We start from the raw sequence: 17813 nt of genomic DNA, 5'->3' as shown, positions 1-17813 counted from the left end.
CAAAACAGTATTGGGGGGAGAGCAGCAATAGCAGTAGTGAGAAATTTTTATGAATGATTGTCTGAATTTGTAGCCAACACCCCTGTTTCTGCATGAGTCACCAGCTCACCTTCGCTGATTGCGCGTTCAATGGCAAACCACCTAAAACCCGCAAAGAGATATTACTGGCCCGTATGGACGCTTTGATCCAGTGCTTATCTCACAGTGAGGGCACAACTGTTTGATCATCTGGTGAACTACTTGATTGAACGTCCAAGCTATGGCCAATCACTACAAGGCTGCCATGATGGCCGGATGAAGCTTTTTTGCGATCACCATGCCAAGGAAAATGGAGGCAAATAGAGGGAGAGGATCCCAGCTTCGTCGATAGCTGCGCCAGTTGCCATTGTGGTGGCGGAAAAGCCTGTAGGCGAGAACCAAGAGGCCAATGGCGGTTTGGATGAGGCAGTTAATTGAAAAGCTGATAAAAAATTTAACGAAATCCGGCAAGGTGAGAGTCCGAGTCTGTGAAAGTGTGCTCTTCAGAGCCTGTATTGCACTCAGTTTCAATCCGCAGCAGGGGCTTTAACCTTCTTCTGCTGTGCCTTCACTGATGTGCTGGTGCTCCAACTGCTCCCATGGGGTCAATCCAAGCTGCCGGCGTTTGAGCCAGAGTCCAATTAAGGTGAAAAGACCAAATACGCCAGCGAACATGGCTGTGTTGAACAGGGCTGATAAAAGATCCCTTCCCTCTGGATGCCAGACGAATGTCCACATAATCAGACCCCATAACGGCGCAATAGATAGGCCGGAACAGAGGAAATTGGTAAAACAGCCCGCGTAATAAGGCGGCTTGACGGGGACGCCGAGTTTACGCAGCAATTTGAACAGCCACGGATTGTAGTGAAATTCCTTGAGGCCACTGTCAGCCAGTAGTTGATGGGCAATAGCCAGCCGTTCTTCAAACTCCATTAATGTATCTCCTTGATGATCTGGCTTCATACGATTCCTCTTGATCGCATTCTACTGATTAAACAGGGTGAGAGATAGTGATTCTCTCTGGTTATTTCTCTTCGAAAAACAAGATCGTCAGTCTGAGCACGCTTGCCAATCCACAGTAGCTACGCCTATAAAGGCCCATTACTCTTGTCCGGATAACAGCAATGAAGACCCATTCTGATGAACTGACCCTGTTTGTGGCGGTGGTGGAGGCGGGCAGTTTTCGCCAGGCGGCGGAGAACCTCGGCATGGACAACTCGGTGGTGAGCCGCGGTATCAAGCGGCTGGAGGAGAAACTCTCTACCGTGCTGCTCAATCGCACCACCCGCCGGGTCAGTCTGACCGAGGAGGGGAGCTGGTTCTATCAGCGGGCGGTGAAGATCCTGACCGAGATGAGCGAGGCGGAGGGGCATCTGCTGATGCGCCGGGAGCAACCAGAGGGGATCTTGCGGGTAGATGCCGCTACCCCCTTTATTCTGCACCGGCTGGTGCCGATCATCGGCGAGTTTCGCCGTCGCTACCCTGCCATCGAGCTGCAGCTGCACAGCTCGGAGGGCTTTATCAATCTGATGGAGCGGCGGGTGGACATGGCCATCCGCATCGGCGAGCTGACCGACTCCTCCCTGCGTGCGCTGCCGCTGGGCCGTTCGCGGCTGCGGCTGCTGGCCTCCCCCACTTATTTGAGCGAGCGCGGCACCCCGCGCCAACCGGCGGATCTGCTGAGCGGTCACGAGCTGCTCGGCTTTTTGCATCCCGATCACCTCAACCACTGGCCGCTGCTCAGTGCCGAGCAGGGGGATCGCTTTGCCATCACCCCCAGCCTGCGTGCCAGCAGCGGTGAAACCTTGCGTCAGCTGGCGCTGGCGGGTCAGGGGATTGTCTGTCTGTCAGATTTCATGACCGGGCCGGATCGGGAGAGCGGCGCGCTGGTGGAGGTGCTGGCCCGCAGCAACAGCGGCGCCTCGCGCCCCATCAATGCGGTCTTCTACTCCGATGCCCAGCGGGATATCCGGCTGCGGGTCTGGCTCGATTTTCTTAAAGAGCAGCTGGGCAGCCATACCCTGTAGTTCAGGTTGGTTTGTGCGGTTTGTTTGAACGGTTCGTCGCTGCGGTTTGCTTAACGAAAAACAAGCCGCGCCTTCGTTGCGGCCAATCAGCATTAGCCAGGTGGCAGATAAACAGACGGCCGACTTGAGGGTCGGCCGCCGGTTCGGGAAGGTGTGTGAGCTGAAGCGCAGTTACCGTGGCAGTTTGCCCCATACCCGGCTGAGCAGGGCGCCGCCGATCACCGGTGGAATGGCCAGCAGCAGGGTCCACTGCCAGGAGAGGCCGCCTATGGTGGCGGCCAGTACGATGCAGGTGAGCACCACTAGCTGGGCCACCATCATCAGGAAGGTGCCTTCGCGGGGGGTCAGTGTCTCTTTTTGAGTGGCGACGTGGGCTACGGGCGCTTGAGTAGTGGTCGGTTTCATGGCGATATCCCTCTGGTGAGTCTGATATCACTAAGCAATGGCCGTTCCACATTTTTTCATGTTAATTATCAATGGTTTGCAGTTATTCTCGTCATTCCCGTTTCGAGAGCGCAGGCAAAATGATTTGCAAAATGAAAACGCCACCCTGTGGTGGCGTCTTGGTTATTGAGAGTAGAGAGGGAAGCGCCGGGTCTAGCCAATCCGGTATTGGCGGATCTGCTCGTCGATGGCCTTGGCCAGTTCGAACAGTTCGCGGCTGGCGGCATTGCTCTCTTGCGCGTGTTCCCGCTGGTGTTCGGCCACCATGGCCAGCTCGTCGAGCGCGGTTCTGGCTTGCCCCATCTGTTGATTCTGCGCCTGCGCCAGCGCGCTGATCTCGTTGATCTCGAGGGCGGTCTGGTTGATCTGGCTGGTGGCATCAACCAGCACCTCTCTGGCCTGATTCATCCGGTTGTATCCCTCTTCGCTCAGGTTGCGGGAGTCTGCCATCGAGCTGCTGGCCTGCCGGGTTCCCTCCTGCAGGCGCAAGATAAGATCCTGCACATCCTTGGTGGCAGTCTGGGTACGCACAGCCAGTTGGCGTACCTCGTCGGCCACCACCGCAAAGCCCCGTCCCATATCCCCCGCACGGGCCGCTTCGATGGCCGCATTGAGGGCCAGCAGGTTGGTCTGGTTCGAGACATCGCGGATGAGGTTCATGATCTGGGTGATGTTGTTGCTGTCTTTCACCACCTCATCTAGCAGGGCCGAGGAGCTGCCGATGCTGCTGCGCAAGGTGTCGAGTTGCGCGGCGCTCTGGGTCACATCCTGCTCGATGCTGAGCATATGGTTGGCGATGCGTTGGGTCACGTCGTTGACCCCTTCAGAGCGGCTGGCGATCTGCTCGGCGTTGTCACCGATGGTGGTGACCACAGTGGTCAGCTCCTGAATGCTCTGGGCCTGCTGGCACGCTTCTCCTGCCAGTGCCTGGGCCTGCTGCATGGATTGGGACGACTGGGCGGAGAGGGCGCTGCCTGACTGCTGGAAGCGGGAGAAGCTCTGGTTCAGGCTCTGGATCAGCCGATTGAAGCTTTGGGCCATCAGCCCCAGCTCCGACTCGTCAGAGAAGTCGAGGCGGGTTGCCAGATCCCGATCGGCGGTGATGTGGTGCATGCCATCGGCAGCCTGACGAATGGGGCGACTGATGGAGTGAGCCAGCCAGGCGGAGGCCAGCATGGCGATCCCGCCGATGGCGAGCGAGACCATGATAATGAGCTGGCGGGATTCCTGCAGGCCCTCTTCCAGCTCGGCGCTGTTGATCTCGCCAATCAGCAGCCGGTTGAGGGTGGGGATGTAACGCACCGCGATGAGGTAGGTTTGTCCCTCCAGCGTTAGCGCCTCTACGGCCACCTGTTCCCGGGCATTGGGAATAAGCCGCTTGACGGTATCGAGGAAGGATTGCTGGTGGTGGGCGGCCCCTTCTACCTCCTGCTCGGGGTGGATCTCGATATTGCCCTCCATGTCGGCCAGATAGACCTGACCGCTCTTGCCGATCCGGTAGCCGCTGATGAGTTTGCTCAGGGCGCTCATATCGATGGAGGTGCCAGCCACCGCCAGGGTCTTGCCCTCGTGGGTGACGGCGGTGTTGATATAGAGGGAGGCGCGCTTGTCAAAATCCGAGATGTCGAGGTTCAGCTCATAGGGTTTGCTGCGTTTGAGAAAGCCGAAAAACCACCCATCTTTCGGGTCTGATTCGCTCAGCGATTTCTGGGCGGTGGGGCCACCGCTGAAGTTGATCAGGGTGTTGCTCTGGCGGGGGGCGATAAAGACGTTGCCGCCGATCCGCCGTTGCAGATCCTGAAAGTAGCGTTCCATGGCGGGCCACTCTTGCTCTGGCATGCCAGCGGTCAGCCAGTCGATGACAAAACGGTTGCTGGCCAGCGCCTGCGCTTCGGTCAGGTGCTGGATAAGCTGCGCGGTCAGCTGGTTGGCAATGCGATCCACGCTGCTTGGCAGCTCGTAACGTTCGACTCGCTGCTGGGCCTGACTGTGGGATATCTGCTCGAGGATCAAGGTGATGCAGCTGATGGCGATGGCCATCAGTATCGCCACGCCAGCGAGGATCCGGGTGCGGATCCCGAGCCCTGACCAGAGTGATTGCAGTGTAAAACGGTGTATCGCCCTCTCCATATCGCTCTCCTCATAAATAAGGTCGCATATGCGACCCAGATGATGATTATAGATAGAGAACTCAATTGTGTTGTGGCGGATGGTGACAACAGAGGGTGGCAGAAAAACAGGAGGGAGCAATGAGCGGGGAAGGGGGCAGAAACCGGCAAGGGAAAGCATAAAAAGAGAGGCCGACATTGCGGTCGGCCTCTCTGGGGTTTATCTCAACGGAATGTCGGATGCCCGATCAATCCTCTTCAGCCCAACGGCGTGAACGCTCAACTGCTTTTTGCCAGCCGTTGTAACGTTTGGCGCGATCGTCTCTGTCCATCTGCGGGATGAACTCGCGGTCCACGCTGAACTTGTCTTCCAGCTCGTCCGAGCTCTTCCAGAAGCCGACTGCCAAACCAGCCAGGAAGGCGGCGCCCATGGCGGTGGTCTCGATGCGGGTCGGACGTACCACCGGAGTGTGCATCATGTCAGCCTGGAACTGCATCAGGAAGTCGTTGGCTACGGCGCCGCCGTCTACTTTCAGCGCTGCCAGCTTGATACCGGAGTCCTGCTGCATCGCATCCAGCACATCGCGGCTCTGATAGGCGATGGATTCCAGCGCAGCACGGATGATGTGGTTGCGGTTGGCACCACGGGTCAGACCGACCATGGTGCCGCGAGCATACGGATCCCAGTAGGGCGCACCCAGACCGACGAAGGCTGGTACCAGATAGACACCGTTGGTGTCACCCACCTTGGAGGCGAAGTAGTCGGTATCGCGGGCATCGTGGATGATCTTCAGCTCGTCACGCAGCCACTGGATGGTGGCGCCGCCCATAAACACCGCACCTTCCAGCGCGTAGTTCACTTCCCCTTTCGGGCCGATGGCAACGGTAGTCAGCAGGCCGTTGCTGGAGCGAACCGGCTCGGTGCCGGTGTTCATCAGCATGAAGCAGCCGGTACCGTAGGTGTTCTTGGCCATCCCTTTTTCAAAGCAGAGCTGGCCGAACAGGGCAGACTGCTGGTCACCGGCAATACCTGCGATGGGGATGCGGGAGCCGCCGCCACGGGTGGTGTAGCCATACACTTCGGAAGAGGGTTTCACTTCCGGCAGCATTGACATGGGGATGCCCAGCTCGTCCAGCATCTTCTCGTCCCACTTCAGCTCGCGGATGTTGTAGAGCATGGTGCGGGAGGCGTTGGTCGGGTCGGTGACATGCACTTCGCCATTGGTCATCTTCCAGACCAACCAGGTGTCGATGGTGCCAAACAGCAGCTCGCCGTTCATCGCCTTCTCGCGGGCACCTTCCACGTTGTCGAGGATCCACTTCACCTTGGTACCGGAGAAGTAGGCATCCAGCACCAGACCGGTGTTCTCGCGAACGTACTCTTCCAGACCACGTGTTTTCAGCTCCTCGCAGATGGCGGCGGTGCGGCGGCACTGCCAGACGATGGCGTTGTAGATGGGCTTGCCGGTGGCCTTTTCCCATACCACTGTGGTTTCACGCTGGTTGGTGATACCGATGGCGGCGATCTCTTCGCTGCGCAGGCCGGTCTTGGCCAGCACTTCGGTAAAGACGGAGGATTGGGTCGCCCAGATCTCCATCGGGTCGTGCTCTACCCAGCCCGCTTTCGGGTAGTGCTGGGTGAACTCGCGCTGGGAGGTACCGACAATGTTGGCATCCTGATCAAACACGATGGCGCGGGAAGAGGTGGTTCCCTGGTCCAGAGCGACGACATATTTCTTTTCAGCAGACATGATGTTCTCCACGTTTCTATTTTCCACGTTTTTATACGTTGGAGGGGGCCGCTCTTATGCGGCAGCCTCTTCTTTGGCGGTTTGGGTCGCTTGCTCGGTGGTGACGACACGGTTGCCCGGGACGCAGGGAGCCAGCACTTTGACATACAGCGCGGTACCAATCTGGGCGCCAACGATGGGGCCAAGGATCGGAACCCAGAAGTAGGGGTTGTCACGACCACCGGTCAGGGCAACATCACCCCAGCCAGCAAAGAACGCGAACAGTTTCGGACCAAAGTCACGGGCCGGGTTCATGGCAAAACCGGTTAACGGGCCAAGGGAGGCACCGATCACCGCGATCAGGATACCGATCAGCAGAGCGGCCGCGAAACCTTTGGGGGCGCCGTTGTTGTTGTCACCCAGCGCCATGATGCCCAGCATCAGGACGGCGGTGATCACCAACTCGACGGCAAAAGCTTGCATATTGGTCAGCAGGGCATTGGGGTAGGTGGAGAAGATCCCGGCGGTGCCGAGGCTCTCGACGCTGCCGCGCACCACGTTATGGGTCACTTCCCACTGGGTGAAAAGGTTACCATAAAGGAAGTAGACAAGGGCCGCGAAGCAGAAGGCACCGGCCATCTGGGCGATGATGTAGGGGACCACTTTGCGCTTGTCGAACCCGCAGAAGGTCATCAGCGCCAGGGTTACAGCCGGGTTCAGGTGGGCACCTGAAATGCCGCCGGTCACATAGATGGCGATGGCCACACCCAGACCCCAGGTAATGGAGATTTCCCACTGCCCGAAGTTGGCGCCAGCCAGCACCAGTGCCGCCACACATCCGACGCCGAAAAATATCAGCAGGCCGGTTCCGATAAACTCGGCGATGCACTCGCCAAGCAGGGTATTGGGTCTTTGTATGCTCATACTTTTGTTCCTTATATCCACCCGTAGAGGTTTGATGTTCCGTTTTATCTTTTTGTGTCTATCCGTTGCCGCCAAAAACGTTTCCTTGTTGTTTTTGCGTCTTGCGCAAACGTTATGCTCGTTTGCGCTCGTTATCGGTCGTGACAGAAAATAACCCTTCCCAATAATTTCACCATCCCCCCTCCATAGGAAATGTGGACAAGATCCCACTCATTGCTAAGAAAATGTGACGTAAAGCATCTTGATTAACGCCAGTTACCACTTAGGGGGTAGCTTGTAACCCTTGCCACACAAGGGCTGGCGCTTGCTGAGTAATTTCTCATTTGGAGCTTTTATTTGTAATAAAACTGCAATATTTGAGCATGCATCACAGATTAAATGAGCGCATATGAGCACAATAGGCTCGCTTACGAATCAGTGGACTCACATGATTCGTTGGAATGGTCAGGGCATCCTCAACCGCCCATAACAACAATAAGGAAGCAGAACATGCTTAGTCTCTTCAGGCCTGCGGCGCACATCGACAGGCTCCCGGCTGACAAGGTCGACCCCTTCTACAAACGCATGCGTTGGCAGGTGTTTTTCGGGATCTTCTTCGGTTACGCCGGCTACTACCTGGTACGGAAAAACTTCAGTCTGGCGATGCCCTATCTGATCGAGCAGGGCTTCTCCCGTGGTGATCTCGGTTTCGCGCTCTCCGGGGTCTCCATCGCTTACGGTTTGTCCAAGTTCCTGATGGGGAACGTCTCCGACCGTTCCAACGCCCGTTACTTCCTCTCCGCCGGTCTGCTGCTCTCGGCTGCCATCATGTTCATGATGGGTACCATGCACTGGGCCACCTCCAGCATTGCCATCATGTTTGTGCTGTTGTTCCTGAACGGTTGGGCACAGGGCATGGGCTGGCCGCCCTGCGGTCGCACCATGGTGCACTGGTGGTCGCAGAAAGAGCGCGGCGAAGTGGTTGCGGTCTGGAACGTGGCACACAACGTGGGTGGCGGCATGATTGGCCCGCTGTTTATCCTCGGGATGGGCTGGTTCAACGACTGGCGCAGCGCCTTCTATGTGCCTGCGGCAGCGGCGGCCGCCATCGCGGTGATCGCCTTCTTCGTGATGCGTGATACCCCGCAATCGGTCGGTCTGCCTCCCATCGAGGAGTACAAGAACGACTATCCGAAGGATTACAACGAGAGCCACGAGCAGGAGTTCTCCGCCAAGGAGATCTTCGTCAAGTACGTGCTGCACAACAAACTGCTGTGGTACATCGCGATCGCCAACGCTTTCGTTTACCTCATTCGTTACGGTGTGCTGGACTGGGCGCCAACCTACCTGAAAGAGGCCAAGCACTTCACCGTCGACAACTCCTCCTGGGCTTACTTCCTCTACGAGTGGGCCGGTATTCCGGGCACCCTGCTGTGTGGCTGGATCTCTGACAAGATGTTCCAGGGCCGCCGTGCACCGGCCGGTATCCTGTTCATGGTGCTGGTGACTCTGGCTGTGCTGGTTTACTGGTTCAACCCGGCCGGCAACCCGACCATCGACATGATGGCGCTGGTGGCTATCGGCTTCCTGATCTACGGCCCTGTCATGCTGATCGGCCTCTATGCTCTTGAGCTGGCACCGAAGAAAGCAGCCGGTACTGCGGCAGGTTTCACCGGTCTGTTCGGTTATCTGGGCGGCGCCGTGGCAGCCAACGCCATGCTGGGTTATACCGTTGACCACTTCGGTTGGGATGGCGGCTTCATGGTGCTGACCGTCTCCTGCGTGCTCTCCATCATCCTGCTGGCGATGACCCTCAAGCATGAGAACATTGCCGTTGCGGCCAAGAAAGCGGCTGCCCATAAGGCATAAAACGTGATCCTCAGCTTATTGATCCCAAAGGGGATCAGGTAAACTGCCAAAAGGCCCCGCATCTGCCGGGGCCTTTTTTTGTCTCATCATCGGAGTGCAAGCGTGAAGCAAACCCAACGACATCTGGAGATCCTGGACGTCCTGACGCGGCAGGGATTTGTCTCGACCGACGATCTGGTGACCCACTTTGACGTCAGCCCCCAGACCATTCGCCGGGATCTGAACGATCTCGCCGAACAGAACAAGATCCGGCGCCATCATGGCGGTGCCTCCCTGCATTCGAGTACCGTCAATACCGCCTACAGCGCCCGTAAAGTGATGCAACTCAAGGAGAAAGAGCGCATCGCCCGCGAGGTTGCGGCCAATATTCCCGACGGCTCATCGCTCTTTATCGACATAGGTACCACCACCGAAGCCATTGCCCGCGCCCTGCTCGATCACCGCGAGCTGCGCATCGTCACCAACAACCTCAACGTGGCCAGCATTTTGACGGCCAAGGATGACTTCACCGTCATCATTGCCGGTGGCGAGATCCGCAACCGCGATGGCGGCATCGTGGGGGAGGCGACCCGCGACTTTATCGGTCAGTTTCGCATGGACTATGGTGTCATCGGGATTTCGGGGATCGACAACGACGGCTCCCTGCTCGATTTCGACTATCACGAGGTGAAGATTGCCCAAGCCATCATCGCCCACTCCCGTCAGGTGTTCCTTGCCGCCGACCACACCAAGTTCGGTCGCAATGCCATGGTCAATCTGGGCAATCTCAGCCAGATCCACGCCCTCTTTACCGATCAGGAGCCACCGGAAAAGCTGACGCGATTGATGGCGCAACACCAGATCGCCTGCCACATCTGCTGACGGCGAAACACGCCCAGGCTGTGCCGGTCGCCCGTCAGGGCGGCCTCCTTTCTCTCTCCCGTTCCTGCGTCATCTCACCCCTTTATGGGTATTGCCAAAACCACTATTCAATCTGGTTTTTTTGGCTAGTAACCCGCTGATTTCGGCCCGACGCCATTTGCTCAGCTGACCTGTCCCCTTTGCCACCTCTGGCGGGCTGTGGCGATCACACTTTCACCATAAAATGTTCGTTTGTTGTATTTTCATGTTCTAAAATGAGCGAAATCAAACATTGCTGTTGTAGCAATCATAAAAATGAAAGTAGGTGAACATGTGCGAACATTATGATCTGGTTGTCGTCGGTGGCGGCATCAACGGGGTCGGCATCGCAGCCGATGCGGCAGGACGGGGTCTGAAGGTTGCCCTGTTTGAGGCGCAAGATCTCGCCTCTGCCACCTCGTCCAACTCCAGCAAGCTGATCCACGGCGGTTTGCGCTATCTCGAACATTACGAATTCCGGCTGGTGAAAGAGGCGTTGGCGGAGCGTGAGGTGCTGCTCGGTATGGCGCCTCACATCGCCCGTCCCATGCGTTTTCGCCTGCCGCACCGCCCGCACCTGCGTCCGGCCTGGATGATCCGCGCCGGTCTGTTCCTCTATGACAATCTGGCCAAGCGCGACAAGCTCAAGGGGAGCTGTGGCGTGCGCTTCCTGCCGCAAGATGGCTTGACCGCAGGGATCAATAAGGGGTTTGAATACTCGGACGCCTGGGTCGACGACGCCCGGCTGGTGGTGCTCAATGCCATGATGGCTCGTGACAAGGGGGCCGATGTACAGACCCGCACCCGCTGCATCAAGGCGGTGCGCGGTTCCAAACACTGGACGCTCACTTTGGAGCGGGAAGGGGGCGAGCAGTTCACCGCCACCTGCCGTGGTCTGGTCAATGCGGCGGGCCCTTGGGTCAAGACCTTCTATGACGAGAGCCTGCACGAGAAATCACCCCGCGGCATTCGCCTTATTAAAGGCAGCCACATGATAGTGCCGCGCATCCATGAGCGCGAAGAGGCTTATATCCTGCAAAACGAGGACAACCGTATTGTCTTCGTTATCCCTTATCAGCAGGACTACTCCCTCATCGGCACCACGGATGTGGAACATCACGGCAGCCCGCGGGAAGCGAAGATCAGCGATGCCGAGATCAATTACCTGTGCAAGGTGGTCAACGCCCACTTCACTCGCCAAATTGCGCCGCAAGATGTGATCTGGACTTACGCCGGGGTGCGTCCGCTCTGTGACGACGAGTCAGACTCGCCGCAGGCGGTGACCCGCGACTACACTCTCGAGCTCTCTGGCGAATCGGATGGTGCGCCGCTGCTCTCGGTATTTGGCGGCAAGCTCACCACCTATCGCAAGCTGGCGCAGGCTGCCTGCAACAAGCTCAAGCCCTGGTTTAGCCAGATGGGGGATGACTGGACGGCGACCAGCCGTCTGCCGGGTGGCGAGTTTGACTGCTCGGTTCGCGAGCTGGCCCGCGCCTTTGCGCTGGAGTTTGACTGGCTCGATGATCGCAGCGCCCTGCGCATTGCCGAGGCCTATGGCGCCCATGCCCGTCTCTGGCTGAAAGAGGATCGCGGCATTCACTTCGGTAGCGGTCTCTACGAGTCGGAAGTGCGCTATCTCATCGAGCGGGAGTGGGCCTGTTCACTGGACGATATCCTCTGGCGCCGCAGCAAGCTGGGGCTGCGCCTGAACGACTCAGAGCAGCAGATGCTGCAGATTTGGCTCGACCAATACCATCAGGCTCTGCGCAAGGCGAGCTGATGAGTGACGGTGGGCAGTGCGCTGCTGCCCACCGCTTTCCACCGTAAATATGCAACAAACCTCTGATAGAACAATTACCTACACACAATAATAAAGAGCATCACATATGAAAAAACTCGCCGTTTCTCTCATCGCCTTGAGCCTTGGGGCATCCCTCTCATTACCCGTGTTGGCTGCCGATGAAGGCAAGGTTGTGATCGCCCACCGTGGCGCTTCCGGCTACCTGCCCGAGCATACCCTGGAGTCCAAGGCGCTGGCCTATGGCATGGGCGCTGACTATCTGGAGCAGGATCTGGTCATGACCAAGGATGACCAGCTGGTGGTGATGCACGATCACTTCCTCGATGGCATCACCGATGTGGCGGCGCGCTTCCCCGGTCGTGCCCGTCCGGACGGCCGTTATTATGTGGTGGATTTCACCCTGGACGAGGTGCGCTCCCTGCGTATGACCGAGCCGTTCCAGCTGGTGGATGGCAAGCAGGTGCCGGTCTATCCGGCCCGCTTCCCGCTCTGGAAGTCAGACTTCAAGATCCATACCTTCCAGGAGGAGATCGAGATGATTCAGGGGCTCAACAAGAGCACCGGCAAGAACATCGGGATCTACCCGGAGATCAAGGCGCCCTGGCTGTTCCGTCACGAAGGCAAGGATATCTCCAAGGCGGTGCTGAAGGTGCTCAAGGAGTACGGCTACACCGGGAAGGATGACAAGGTCTATCTGCAGTGCTTCGATGCCGATGAACTCAAGCGCATCAACAGCGAACTGATGCCCGCCATGGGTATGGATCTGAAACTGGTGCAGCTGATGGCCGAGACCGACTGGAACGAGACCATGGTCTACGACGCCAAGGGCAAGGCGACCCCCTACAACTATGACTGGATGTTCAAGCCGGGGGCGATGAAAACCATCGCCAGCTATGCCGAAGGGATTGGCCCGTGGAAGCCGATGATCGTCACCGAGCCGGGCACTTTGGGCAAGCCGGTCTTCACCGGCATGGTAAAAGAAGCCCACGCGGCGGGCCTGAAAGTTCACCCCTATACCTTCCGTCAGGATGAGGGGCAGATCCCGGCCTATGCCAAGGACTTTACCGATCTCCTTAACATCTTCCTCTATCAGGCTGATGTGGACGGGGTGTTCAGTGACTTCCCTGACAAGGCGGTGGCCGTCATCAAGGCCCATCAAGATGCGGCCAAATAGCACTCTGGCGCCATTTGAATGCAAAGCGAGGCCAATTGGCCTCGCTTTTTGTTTCAGGCTCTTGCAACGGGAGTGTGCGCCCTGTCAGAAAATAGCCAGATCACGTCATGGTGTGCCGGATCTGCATCATTTTACGCAGTTTTTACGTAGCAGATCGCTGGCATGAAATCGGCAGAGCGGTTAGTCTAGCGGCGTTGAACCAACCCCATGAGGTACAGATGAAAACCGTATTGCGTTTTAGCCTGCTGGGCGCCTTGTTGCTGGGTGGCCATGCCTTCGCCGCCGAGCCGAAAAAATTTGATATCAGCATGTTCCCAGCCGCTGACGTGAATCAGGAACGTGTGGTGATCCGCCTGCCTGAAGTCGAAAAAGAAGCCGACATGATGGTCGAGCTGCAGGTCGGCAAAAAGATGATGGTTGATTGCAACGTACCGCGTTTTGCAGGCAACCTGGAACAGCACAGCGTCAAAGGCTGGGGCTACAACTACCTGAAACTGGGCAAGGTCTCCGACCCCATCAGCACCCTGATGATGTGCCCGGATAACCAGCAGAAAGAGACCTTCGTCCAGATCTACGGTCAGGGCTTCTTCGTGAACTACAACTCAAAACTGCCGTTCGTGATCTACGTGCCGCAGGAGTATGAAGTGCGCTACCGTCTGTGGCGTGCCGACAACCTGGCCCAACCGGCCATGATTGAGTAAGCATGTTTGAACCAAAGGTTCAGCTGGTTCACCTGATGTGATAAATAAAGCGCCGTATGGCGCTTTATTTTTGCCTGCACAGTCCAAAAAGTGACGTGCAAATTGGCTGCACGTTTACATAAGTTTATTATTTATCAACGTTTTTTGTGTGTTATGCCACAAAATCGGCGTCAGCGATGGGGCAAAGTGACTTCGATAAAAGATATTTATTAACATAGTGAGAAAATTGATTTTGCACTCGGCGATGGCCTGATGATACTTGCCCGCAAAGGTCAAACTAACCAGAAAAAAGAGCACTATGAGCTTCGAATCAGACAAGCGTTTCAACGACTTCAAACATTTTCCCCGTGGCCTGCGTCGCAGTGGCGAATTCACTGTGGCCGAAGCGGACAGTCTGGAAAAGTATGGTACCGCCATGCTGGCACTCTACCAGGGCAACCTTGCACCCCGTGACGATGTCGAGTCCGCCTTCGTCGAGCAGGTCAAATCCGGCGAAGCCGGTGCCAACCCCCATGCCAAGGTGTGGTTCAAGTACCTCAAGGTGATTGGTCCCAAGCGCGTTCATCGCCTCTGCACCGTCGTTGGCGGCGCCAGCGAAGAGAGCAGCGGTGGCGGCAGCTTTGATGTCGGTGGTGGCAGCGGTGGTGGCAGTGACGAGTCCATCGATTAATGGATACCGAGCTGCTTCGGACCTTTATCGAGGTGAGCAAGACCCGGCATTTTGGCCGGGCTGCTGAAAATCTCTACCTGACCCAGTCGGCGGTGAGTTTCCGGATCCGCCAGCTAGAGCAGCAACTGGGTGTCAGTCTGTTTGCCCGTCATCGCAACAACATCCGTCTGACCGCCTCCGGTGAACGTCTGCTGCCCTACGCAGACGCCATCTTGCACACCCTTGGTCGTGCCAAGCAGGATGTGGCACTCTCGCCGGGATTCAGCCAGCAGTTGGCCATCGGCGCGCCCGCGGTGTTCTGGGAGCTCGATTTCAACGACTGGCTCAATCACATCTATGCGCTGGCGCCCGGTTTGGCGGTGCGGCTGGAAACAGCTTCCCGCGAGCATCTCTGCCGCCAGTTGCTGGAGCGCTCCCTCGATCTGGCCCTGCTCTCCGAGCCCACCAAGATCGACGAGATTGCCCTGCATCCCATCGGTGAGCTGGTGTTCGAGCTAGTGAGCCGGGATCCGGCCGCCAATGCCGACAACCTGATGCAGATGCCGCACATCCACCTCGACTGGGGCACCAGCTTCGAGCCGCAACCCAGCCGCTTGCAGAGCCTGCAAAAGACCCCGGTGCTGCACTCCAGCTCCGCCAGCATGGCGTTGCAGTTCGTGCTGGCCAACGGTGGTGCTGCCTACCTGCCACGGCGGATGGTTAGCCCCTTCCTCGAGAAGGGGGCGCTCCATCTGGTGGAGGGGGGCCAGCCGCTGAGCCGTCCGCTCTATCTTGCCTATCTGGAGAAATCCGATCGCCGGGAGCTGATCGATCAGTTGCTGACCCTGCCACTGGGTTGGCACGATGCCGAGTTGCGTCTTAACGTCGAATAAGCGTCGAGTGTTATCCAAGGAAGAGCCCACCCCACGGTGGGCTCTTCTGTTTGGGGAGAATTGCAGGGAGCGAGGTCACGTAATTGGCGCGGGAGGCTTGGCGTCATCGGCCTGTAACGGTAACTTTTCAGGCTGTTTATCCGATTGAGCACTGACAGGGATGGATTGTAATTGATCGACTTTAGTCACCCCGAATGGCGGGCGCTGGCGCAGCAGTTGCTGAGCCACTCACCTGTGGTGATCCGTGGCCGCCAGTGGCAACCGCTGGTGGGCCTGCTCAAGGATAACCAGCTGCTGCTCGCCCATGGCAGCCACAGCTATGAGCTCACTCCGGCCGGGCGGCGCTATCTCACCCGCGAACTGATGCTGGCCGAGATCGCCACCGCCCCCCCCGAGCCCGAGGAGTGGTTGCATGCACAGGGCTGGCAATTGGGGGAGCTGGTCAACGAACGGGTGCTGGCGGCGCTCTATCGCAAGAGCGAAGTGAACTTCACCCCCAACGAGCAGATTGATTTCGAGGACAAGGGGATCCGGCTCTGCGCCGATCAGCTGTTGCGCTTGCGCGCCGCCCAGCCGTTCAGCCTCTTTTTTAGCGGCGGCACCCTGATCGACGCAGCCCCCTGGTTGCAGGCGCTGGGGGAGGTGGCGCTGCCCGAGCGCACCCTGGCGGGTCTTGGCAAGATCCTGTGGGGGGAGGGGAGTATCGAGCGGGTGATCACCACAGACAGCGTCGGCGCCTTTGCCGAGTTGCCCCTTGATGCTGGCACCTTGCTGGTGTGGGCACCCCCATCGGCTCCCCTTGCCTTGCAGCAGGTGGTGGCCGCCTTGCCCCCCAATGTGTTGTGGAGTCATCTCACCGCCCTCGACCCTGCCGGGGTGGATCGGCTGCAGGCGCTGGCCCAGCGCTTGGGTCGTCCGGCCAGCTGGTGGCTGCCCCGTGATCTGGCTCCCATCCTCAGTGCGTATGCCCAACCTTTGACTGAGGCTAGGCCGTGGGAACCGAGCCGGATCCCCAAGTCATTGTTAGCAGTTTGTAGCGGTTTGGTTGAGTCCAATGGTGGCTTGTCGGCCGAGGTGTGTGCGCTGGCGCCAGCGTGGCATGCCGTTGGTTGAAATTGGCCTGAAAGCGAGCCAAAAAGCGGTTTTCCCTCATTGAACGCGGTGATATAAAGAGTTGACGAAGCGCTCGCCAGATGAGCGCTTTTGTTTATCAAGCCGCTTTGCCACCCAACGAACTCAACGGAATACAGGGAATACCATGTTTGAAAAGGTTGTTGCCGCCCCAGCGGATCCGATCCTGGGCCTGACCGAAGCCTTCCGCGCTGACTCTCGCAGCCACAAGATCAATCTGGGCGTAGGGATCTACAAGGACGAGTCCGGTGCCACCCCCATTCTTCACTGCGTCAAGAAAGCCGAGCAGAAGCTGCTGACCGACGAGAAGACCAAGAACTACCTCGGTATTGAAGGCAATATCGAATATGGCCGCATCGTGCAGCAACTGCTGTTCGGGCAGCACTCTGCGCTGGTTGCCAGCGGTCGCGCCAAGACCGCGCAAGCGCCGGGCGGTACCGGTGCCCTGCGTATCGCGGCCGAATTCGTGGTGCGCAACGGTCTGGCCAAGACCATCTGGATCTCCGATCCCACCTGGGCCAACCACGTCAGCGTATTCCAGGCCGCGGGCCTGACCGTCAAGTGGTACAAGTACTACGACGCCGCCACCAAGGGGCTCGACTTTGCTGCCATGCAGGCCTCGCTGGCCGAAGTGCAGCCGGGTGAGCTGGTGCTGCTGCACGGTTGCTGCCACAACCCGACCGGTATCGACCCCACTAGTGATCAGTGGCGCGCGCTGGCCAAGCAGAGTGCTGCGGCCGGCTGGTTGCCGCTGTTTGACTTCGCCTATCAGGGTTTTGCCCGTGGTATCGAAGAGGATGCCGAAGGCCTGCGCATCTTCGCCGAGTGCCATGACGAGCTGCTGGTGGCGAGCTCTTTCTCCAAGAACTTCGGCCTCTACAACGAGCGGGTCGGCGCCTTCACGCTGGTGAGCGCGACCAAAGAGATCGCCGATGTGGCCTTCACTCAGGTCAAGACCGTCATTCGTGCCAACTACTCCAACCCGCCGTCACACGGCGCCGCTGTGGTCACCGCCGTGGTGAGCGATCCGGCTCTCTATGCCGAGTGGGTCGAAGAAGTGGCTGCCATGCGGGTGCGTATTCGCGAGATGCGCGAGCTGCTGGTCGAGAAGCTGGCTGCCCTCGGCGTGAGCCAGGATTTCAGCTTTATCCGCGAGCAGAACGGCATGTTCTCCTTCTCCGGTCTCACCAAGGATCAGGTGGAGCGCCTCAAGAGCGAATTTGCCATCTACATCGTCGGCTCAGGCCGGATCAGCGTAGCCGGTATTACCCGCGCCAATATCGATCCCCTCTGCGAGGCGATCGCCAAGGTGCTGTAATCGCATCACCTTGTGCTCTGGCACTATGCCATGAAAAAGCCCGTCACCTTGGTGACGGGCTTTTTTGATCGCCATGTCCCGTCCTGAATATGGTTTACACCTTTCCCCCCAATAAATGGAGAACCCGATGGGACAAGGTGTGAAACGGACACAGCGCGATTACTCGCT

General features: G+C 58.1%; 15 protein-coding genes. 10 read left to right on the top strand and 5 right to left on the bottom strand.

Translation table 11 applies throughout. The annotated features are described in order from the left end of the window. Positions 1 to 564: 564 nt before the first annotated feature. A complete protein-coding gene (locus tag AB5Y82_RS17165; RefSeq protein ID WP_111899553.1) occupies positions 565 to 951 on the bottom strand; it encodes a DUF6404 family protein in 387 nt (128 codons plus the stop codon). A gap of 191 nt (positions 952 to 1142) precedes the next feature. On the opposite strand from AB5Y82_RS17165, the gene AB5Y82_RS17160 reads away from it, so the two are divergent. Beyond that, positions 1143 to 2045: a LysR substrate-binding domain-containing protein gene (locus AB5Y82_RS17160; RefSeq protein ID WP_111899554.1), complete on the top strand. Its 903-nt coding sequence runs from the start codon at positions 1143 to 1145 to the stop codon at positions 2043 to 2045. A 171-nt stretch (positions 2046 to 2216) separates the two neighbouring features. Here the strand turns inward: AB5Y82_RS17160 and AB5Y82_RS17155 are convergent, their stop codons facing one another. The 4 genes from AB5Y82_RS17155 to AB5Y82_RS17140 all read right to left on the bottom strand — a co-directional run bounded on the left by AB5Y82_RS17155 (position 2217) and on the right by AB5Y82_RS17140 (position 7251). Next, positions 2217 to 2450: a hypothetical protein gene (locus tag AB5Y82_RS17155; RefSeq protein WP_111899555.1), complete on the bottom strand. Its 234-nt coding sequence runs from the start codon at positions 2448 to 2450 to the stop codon at positions 2217 to 2219. Between the two features lie 192 nt (positions 2451 to 2642). Next, positions 2643 to 4619, bottom strand: a complete 1977-nt coding sequence (locus AB5Y82_RS17150) for a methyl-accepting chemotaxis protein (protein ID WP_111899556.1) — start codon at positions 4617 to 4619, stop codon at positions 2643 to 2645. A gap of 226 nt (positions 4620 to 4845) precedes the next feature. Then, positions 4846 to 6348, bottom strand: coding sequence for a glycerol kinase GlpK (gene glpK, locus AB5Y82_RS17145; RefSeq protein WP_111899557.1), 1503 nt, complete (start codon positions 6346 to 6348; stop codon positions 4846 to 4848). A gap of 54 nt (positions 6349 to 6402) precedes the next feature. Further along, on the bottom strand, positions 6403 to 7251 hold the full coding sequence (locus AB5Y82_RS17140; RefSeq protein WP_005350866.1) for an MIP/aquaporin family protein: 849 nt from the start codon (positions 7249 to 7251) through the stop codon (positions 6403 to 6405). 489 nt (positions 7252 to 7740) lie between these two features. On the opposite strand from AB5Y82_RS17140, the gene glpT reads away from it, so the two are divergent. From glpT to AB5Y82_RS17095, 9 genes are all read left to right on the top strand, one after another. Then, positions 7741 to 9099: a glycerol-3-phosphate transporter gene (gene glpT, locus AB5Y82_RS17135; RefSeq protein ID WP_005337540.1), complete on the top strand. Its 1359-nt coding sequence runs from the start codon at positions 7741 to 7743 to the stop codon at positions 9097 to 9099. A gap of 102 nt (positions 9100 to 9201) precedes the next feature. After that, the gene (locus AB5Y82_RS17130; protein WP_005347045.1) at positions 9202 to 9960 is read left to right on the top strand and encodes a DeoR/GlpR family transcriptional regulator; all 759 of its coding nucleotides are present in this window, start codon (positions 9202 to 9204) and stop codon (positions 9958 to 9960) included. A 310-nt stretch (positions 9961 to 10270) separates the two neighbouring features. Then, entirely contained in the window at positions 10271 to 11758 is a 1488-nt protein-coding gene (gene glpD / locus AB5Y82_RS17125; protein ID WP_111899558.1) for a glycerol-3-phosphate dehydrogenase, read from the top strand. Positions 11759 to 11864: 106 nt separating this feature from the next. Then, entirely contained in the window at positions 11865 to 12953 is a 1089-nt protein-coding gene (gene glpQ / locus AB5Y82_RS17120; protein ID WP_111899559.1) for a glycerophosphodiester phosphodiesterase, read from the top strand. A gap of 218 nt (positions 12954 to 13171) precedes the next feature. Then, positions 13172 to 13654, top strand: coding sequence for a serine protease inhibitor ecotin (gene eco / locus AB5Y82_RS17115; RefSeq protein WP_005337529.1), 483 nt, complete (start codon positions 13172 to 13174; stop codon positions 13652 to 13654). Positions 13655 to 13952: 298 nt separating this feature from the next. Beyond that, on the top strand, positions 13953 to 14324 hold the full coding sequence (locus AB5Y82_RS17110) for a DUF413 domain-containing protein (protein WP_005350885.1): 372 nt from the start codon (positions 13953 to 13955) through the stop codon (positions 14322 to 14324). Continuing rightward, on the top strand, positions 14324 to 15196 hold the full coding sequence (gene hdfR, locus AB5Y82_RS17105) for an HTH-type transcriptional regulator HdfR (RefSeq protein WP_005337525.1): 873 nt from the start codon (positions 14324 to 14326) through the stop codon (positions 15194 to 15196). Before AB5Y82_RS17110 ends, hdfR begins: the two co-directional genes overlap by 1 nt. A gap of 171 nt (positions 15197 to 15367) precedes the next feature. Continuing rightward, a complete protein-coding gene (locus AB5Y82_RS17100) occupies positions 15368 to 16309 on the top strand; it encodes a hypothetical protein (protein ID WP_162632475.1) in 942 nt (313 codons plus the stop codon). Between the two features lie 145 nt (positions 16310 to 16454). Beyond that, entirely contained in the window at positions 16455 to 17645 is a 1191-nt protein-coding gene (locus AB5Y82_RS17095; RefSeq protein ID WP_005350888.1) for an amino acid aminotransferase, read from the top strand. Positions 17646 to 17813 lie beyond the last annotated feature (168 nt).

It is taken from the genome of Aeromonas sp. s13 (assembly GCF_040907905.1).
In the GTDB taxonomy this organism is placed as follows: Bacteria; Pseudomonadota; Gammaproteobacteria; order Enterobacterales; family Aeromonadaceae; genus Aeromonas; species Aeromonas veronii.
This window is presented reverse-complemented; position numbering and strand designations above follow the sequence as displayed.

Bases quoted from the DNA above. Each gene is read 5' to 3' on its own strand.
- AB5Y82_RS17165 (WP_111899553.1), bottom strand. From the start codon at position 951: ATGGAGTTTGAAGAACGGCTGGCTATTGCCCATCAACTACTGGCTGAC.
- AB5Y82_RS17160 (WP_111899554.1), top strand. From the start codon at position 1,143: ATGAAGACCCATTCTGATGAACTGACCCTGTTTGTGGCGGTGGTGGAG.
- AB5Y82_RS17155 (WP_111899555.1), bottom strand. From the start codon at position 2,450: ATGAAACCGACCACTACTCAAGCGCCCGTAGCCCACGTCGCCACTCAA.
- AB5Y82_RS17150 (WP_111899556.1), bottom strand. From the start codon at position 4,619: ATGGAGAGGGCGATACACCGTTTTACACTGCAATCACTCTGGTCAGGG.
- glpK (WP_111899557.1), bottom strand. From the start codon at position 6,348: ATGTCTGCTGAAAAGAAATATGTCGTCGCTCTGGACCAGGGAACCACC.
- AB5Y82_RS17140 (WP_005350866.1), bottom strand. From the start codon at position 7,251: ATGAGCATACAAAGACCCAATACCCTGCTTGGCGAGTGCATCGCCGAG.
- glpT (WP_005337540.1), top strand. From the start codon at position 7,741: ATGCTTAGTCTCTTCAGGCCTGCGGCGCACATCGACAGGCTCCCGGCT.
- glpD (WP_111899558.1), top strand. From the start codon at position 10,271: ATGTGCGAACATTATGATCTGGTTGTCGTCGGTGGCGGCATCAACGGG.
- glpQ (WP_111899559.1), top strand. From the start codon at position 11,865: ATGAAAAAACTCGCCGTTTCTCTCATCGCCTTGAGCCTTGGGGCATCC.
- eco (WP_005337529.1), top strand. From the start codon at position 13,172: ATGAAAACCGTATTGCGTTTTAGCCTGCTGGGCGCCTTGTTGCTGGGT.
- AB5Y82_RS17110 (WP_005350885.1), top strand. From the start codon at position 13,953: ATGAGCTTCGAATCAGACAAGCGTTTCAACGACTTCAAACATTTTCCC.
- hdfR (WP_005337525.1), top strand. From the start codon at position 14,324: ATGGATACCGAGCTGCTTCGGACCTTTATCGAGGTGAGCAAGACCCGG.
- AB5Y82_RS17095 (WP_005350888.1), top strand. From the start codon at position 16,455: ATGTTTGAAAAGGTTGTTGCCGCCCCAGCGGATCCGATCCTGGGCCTG.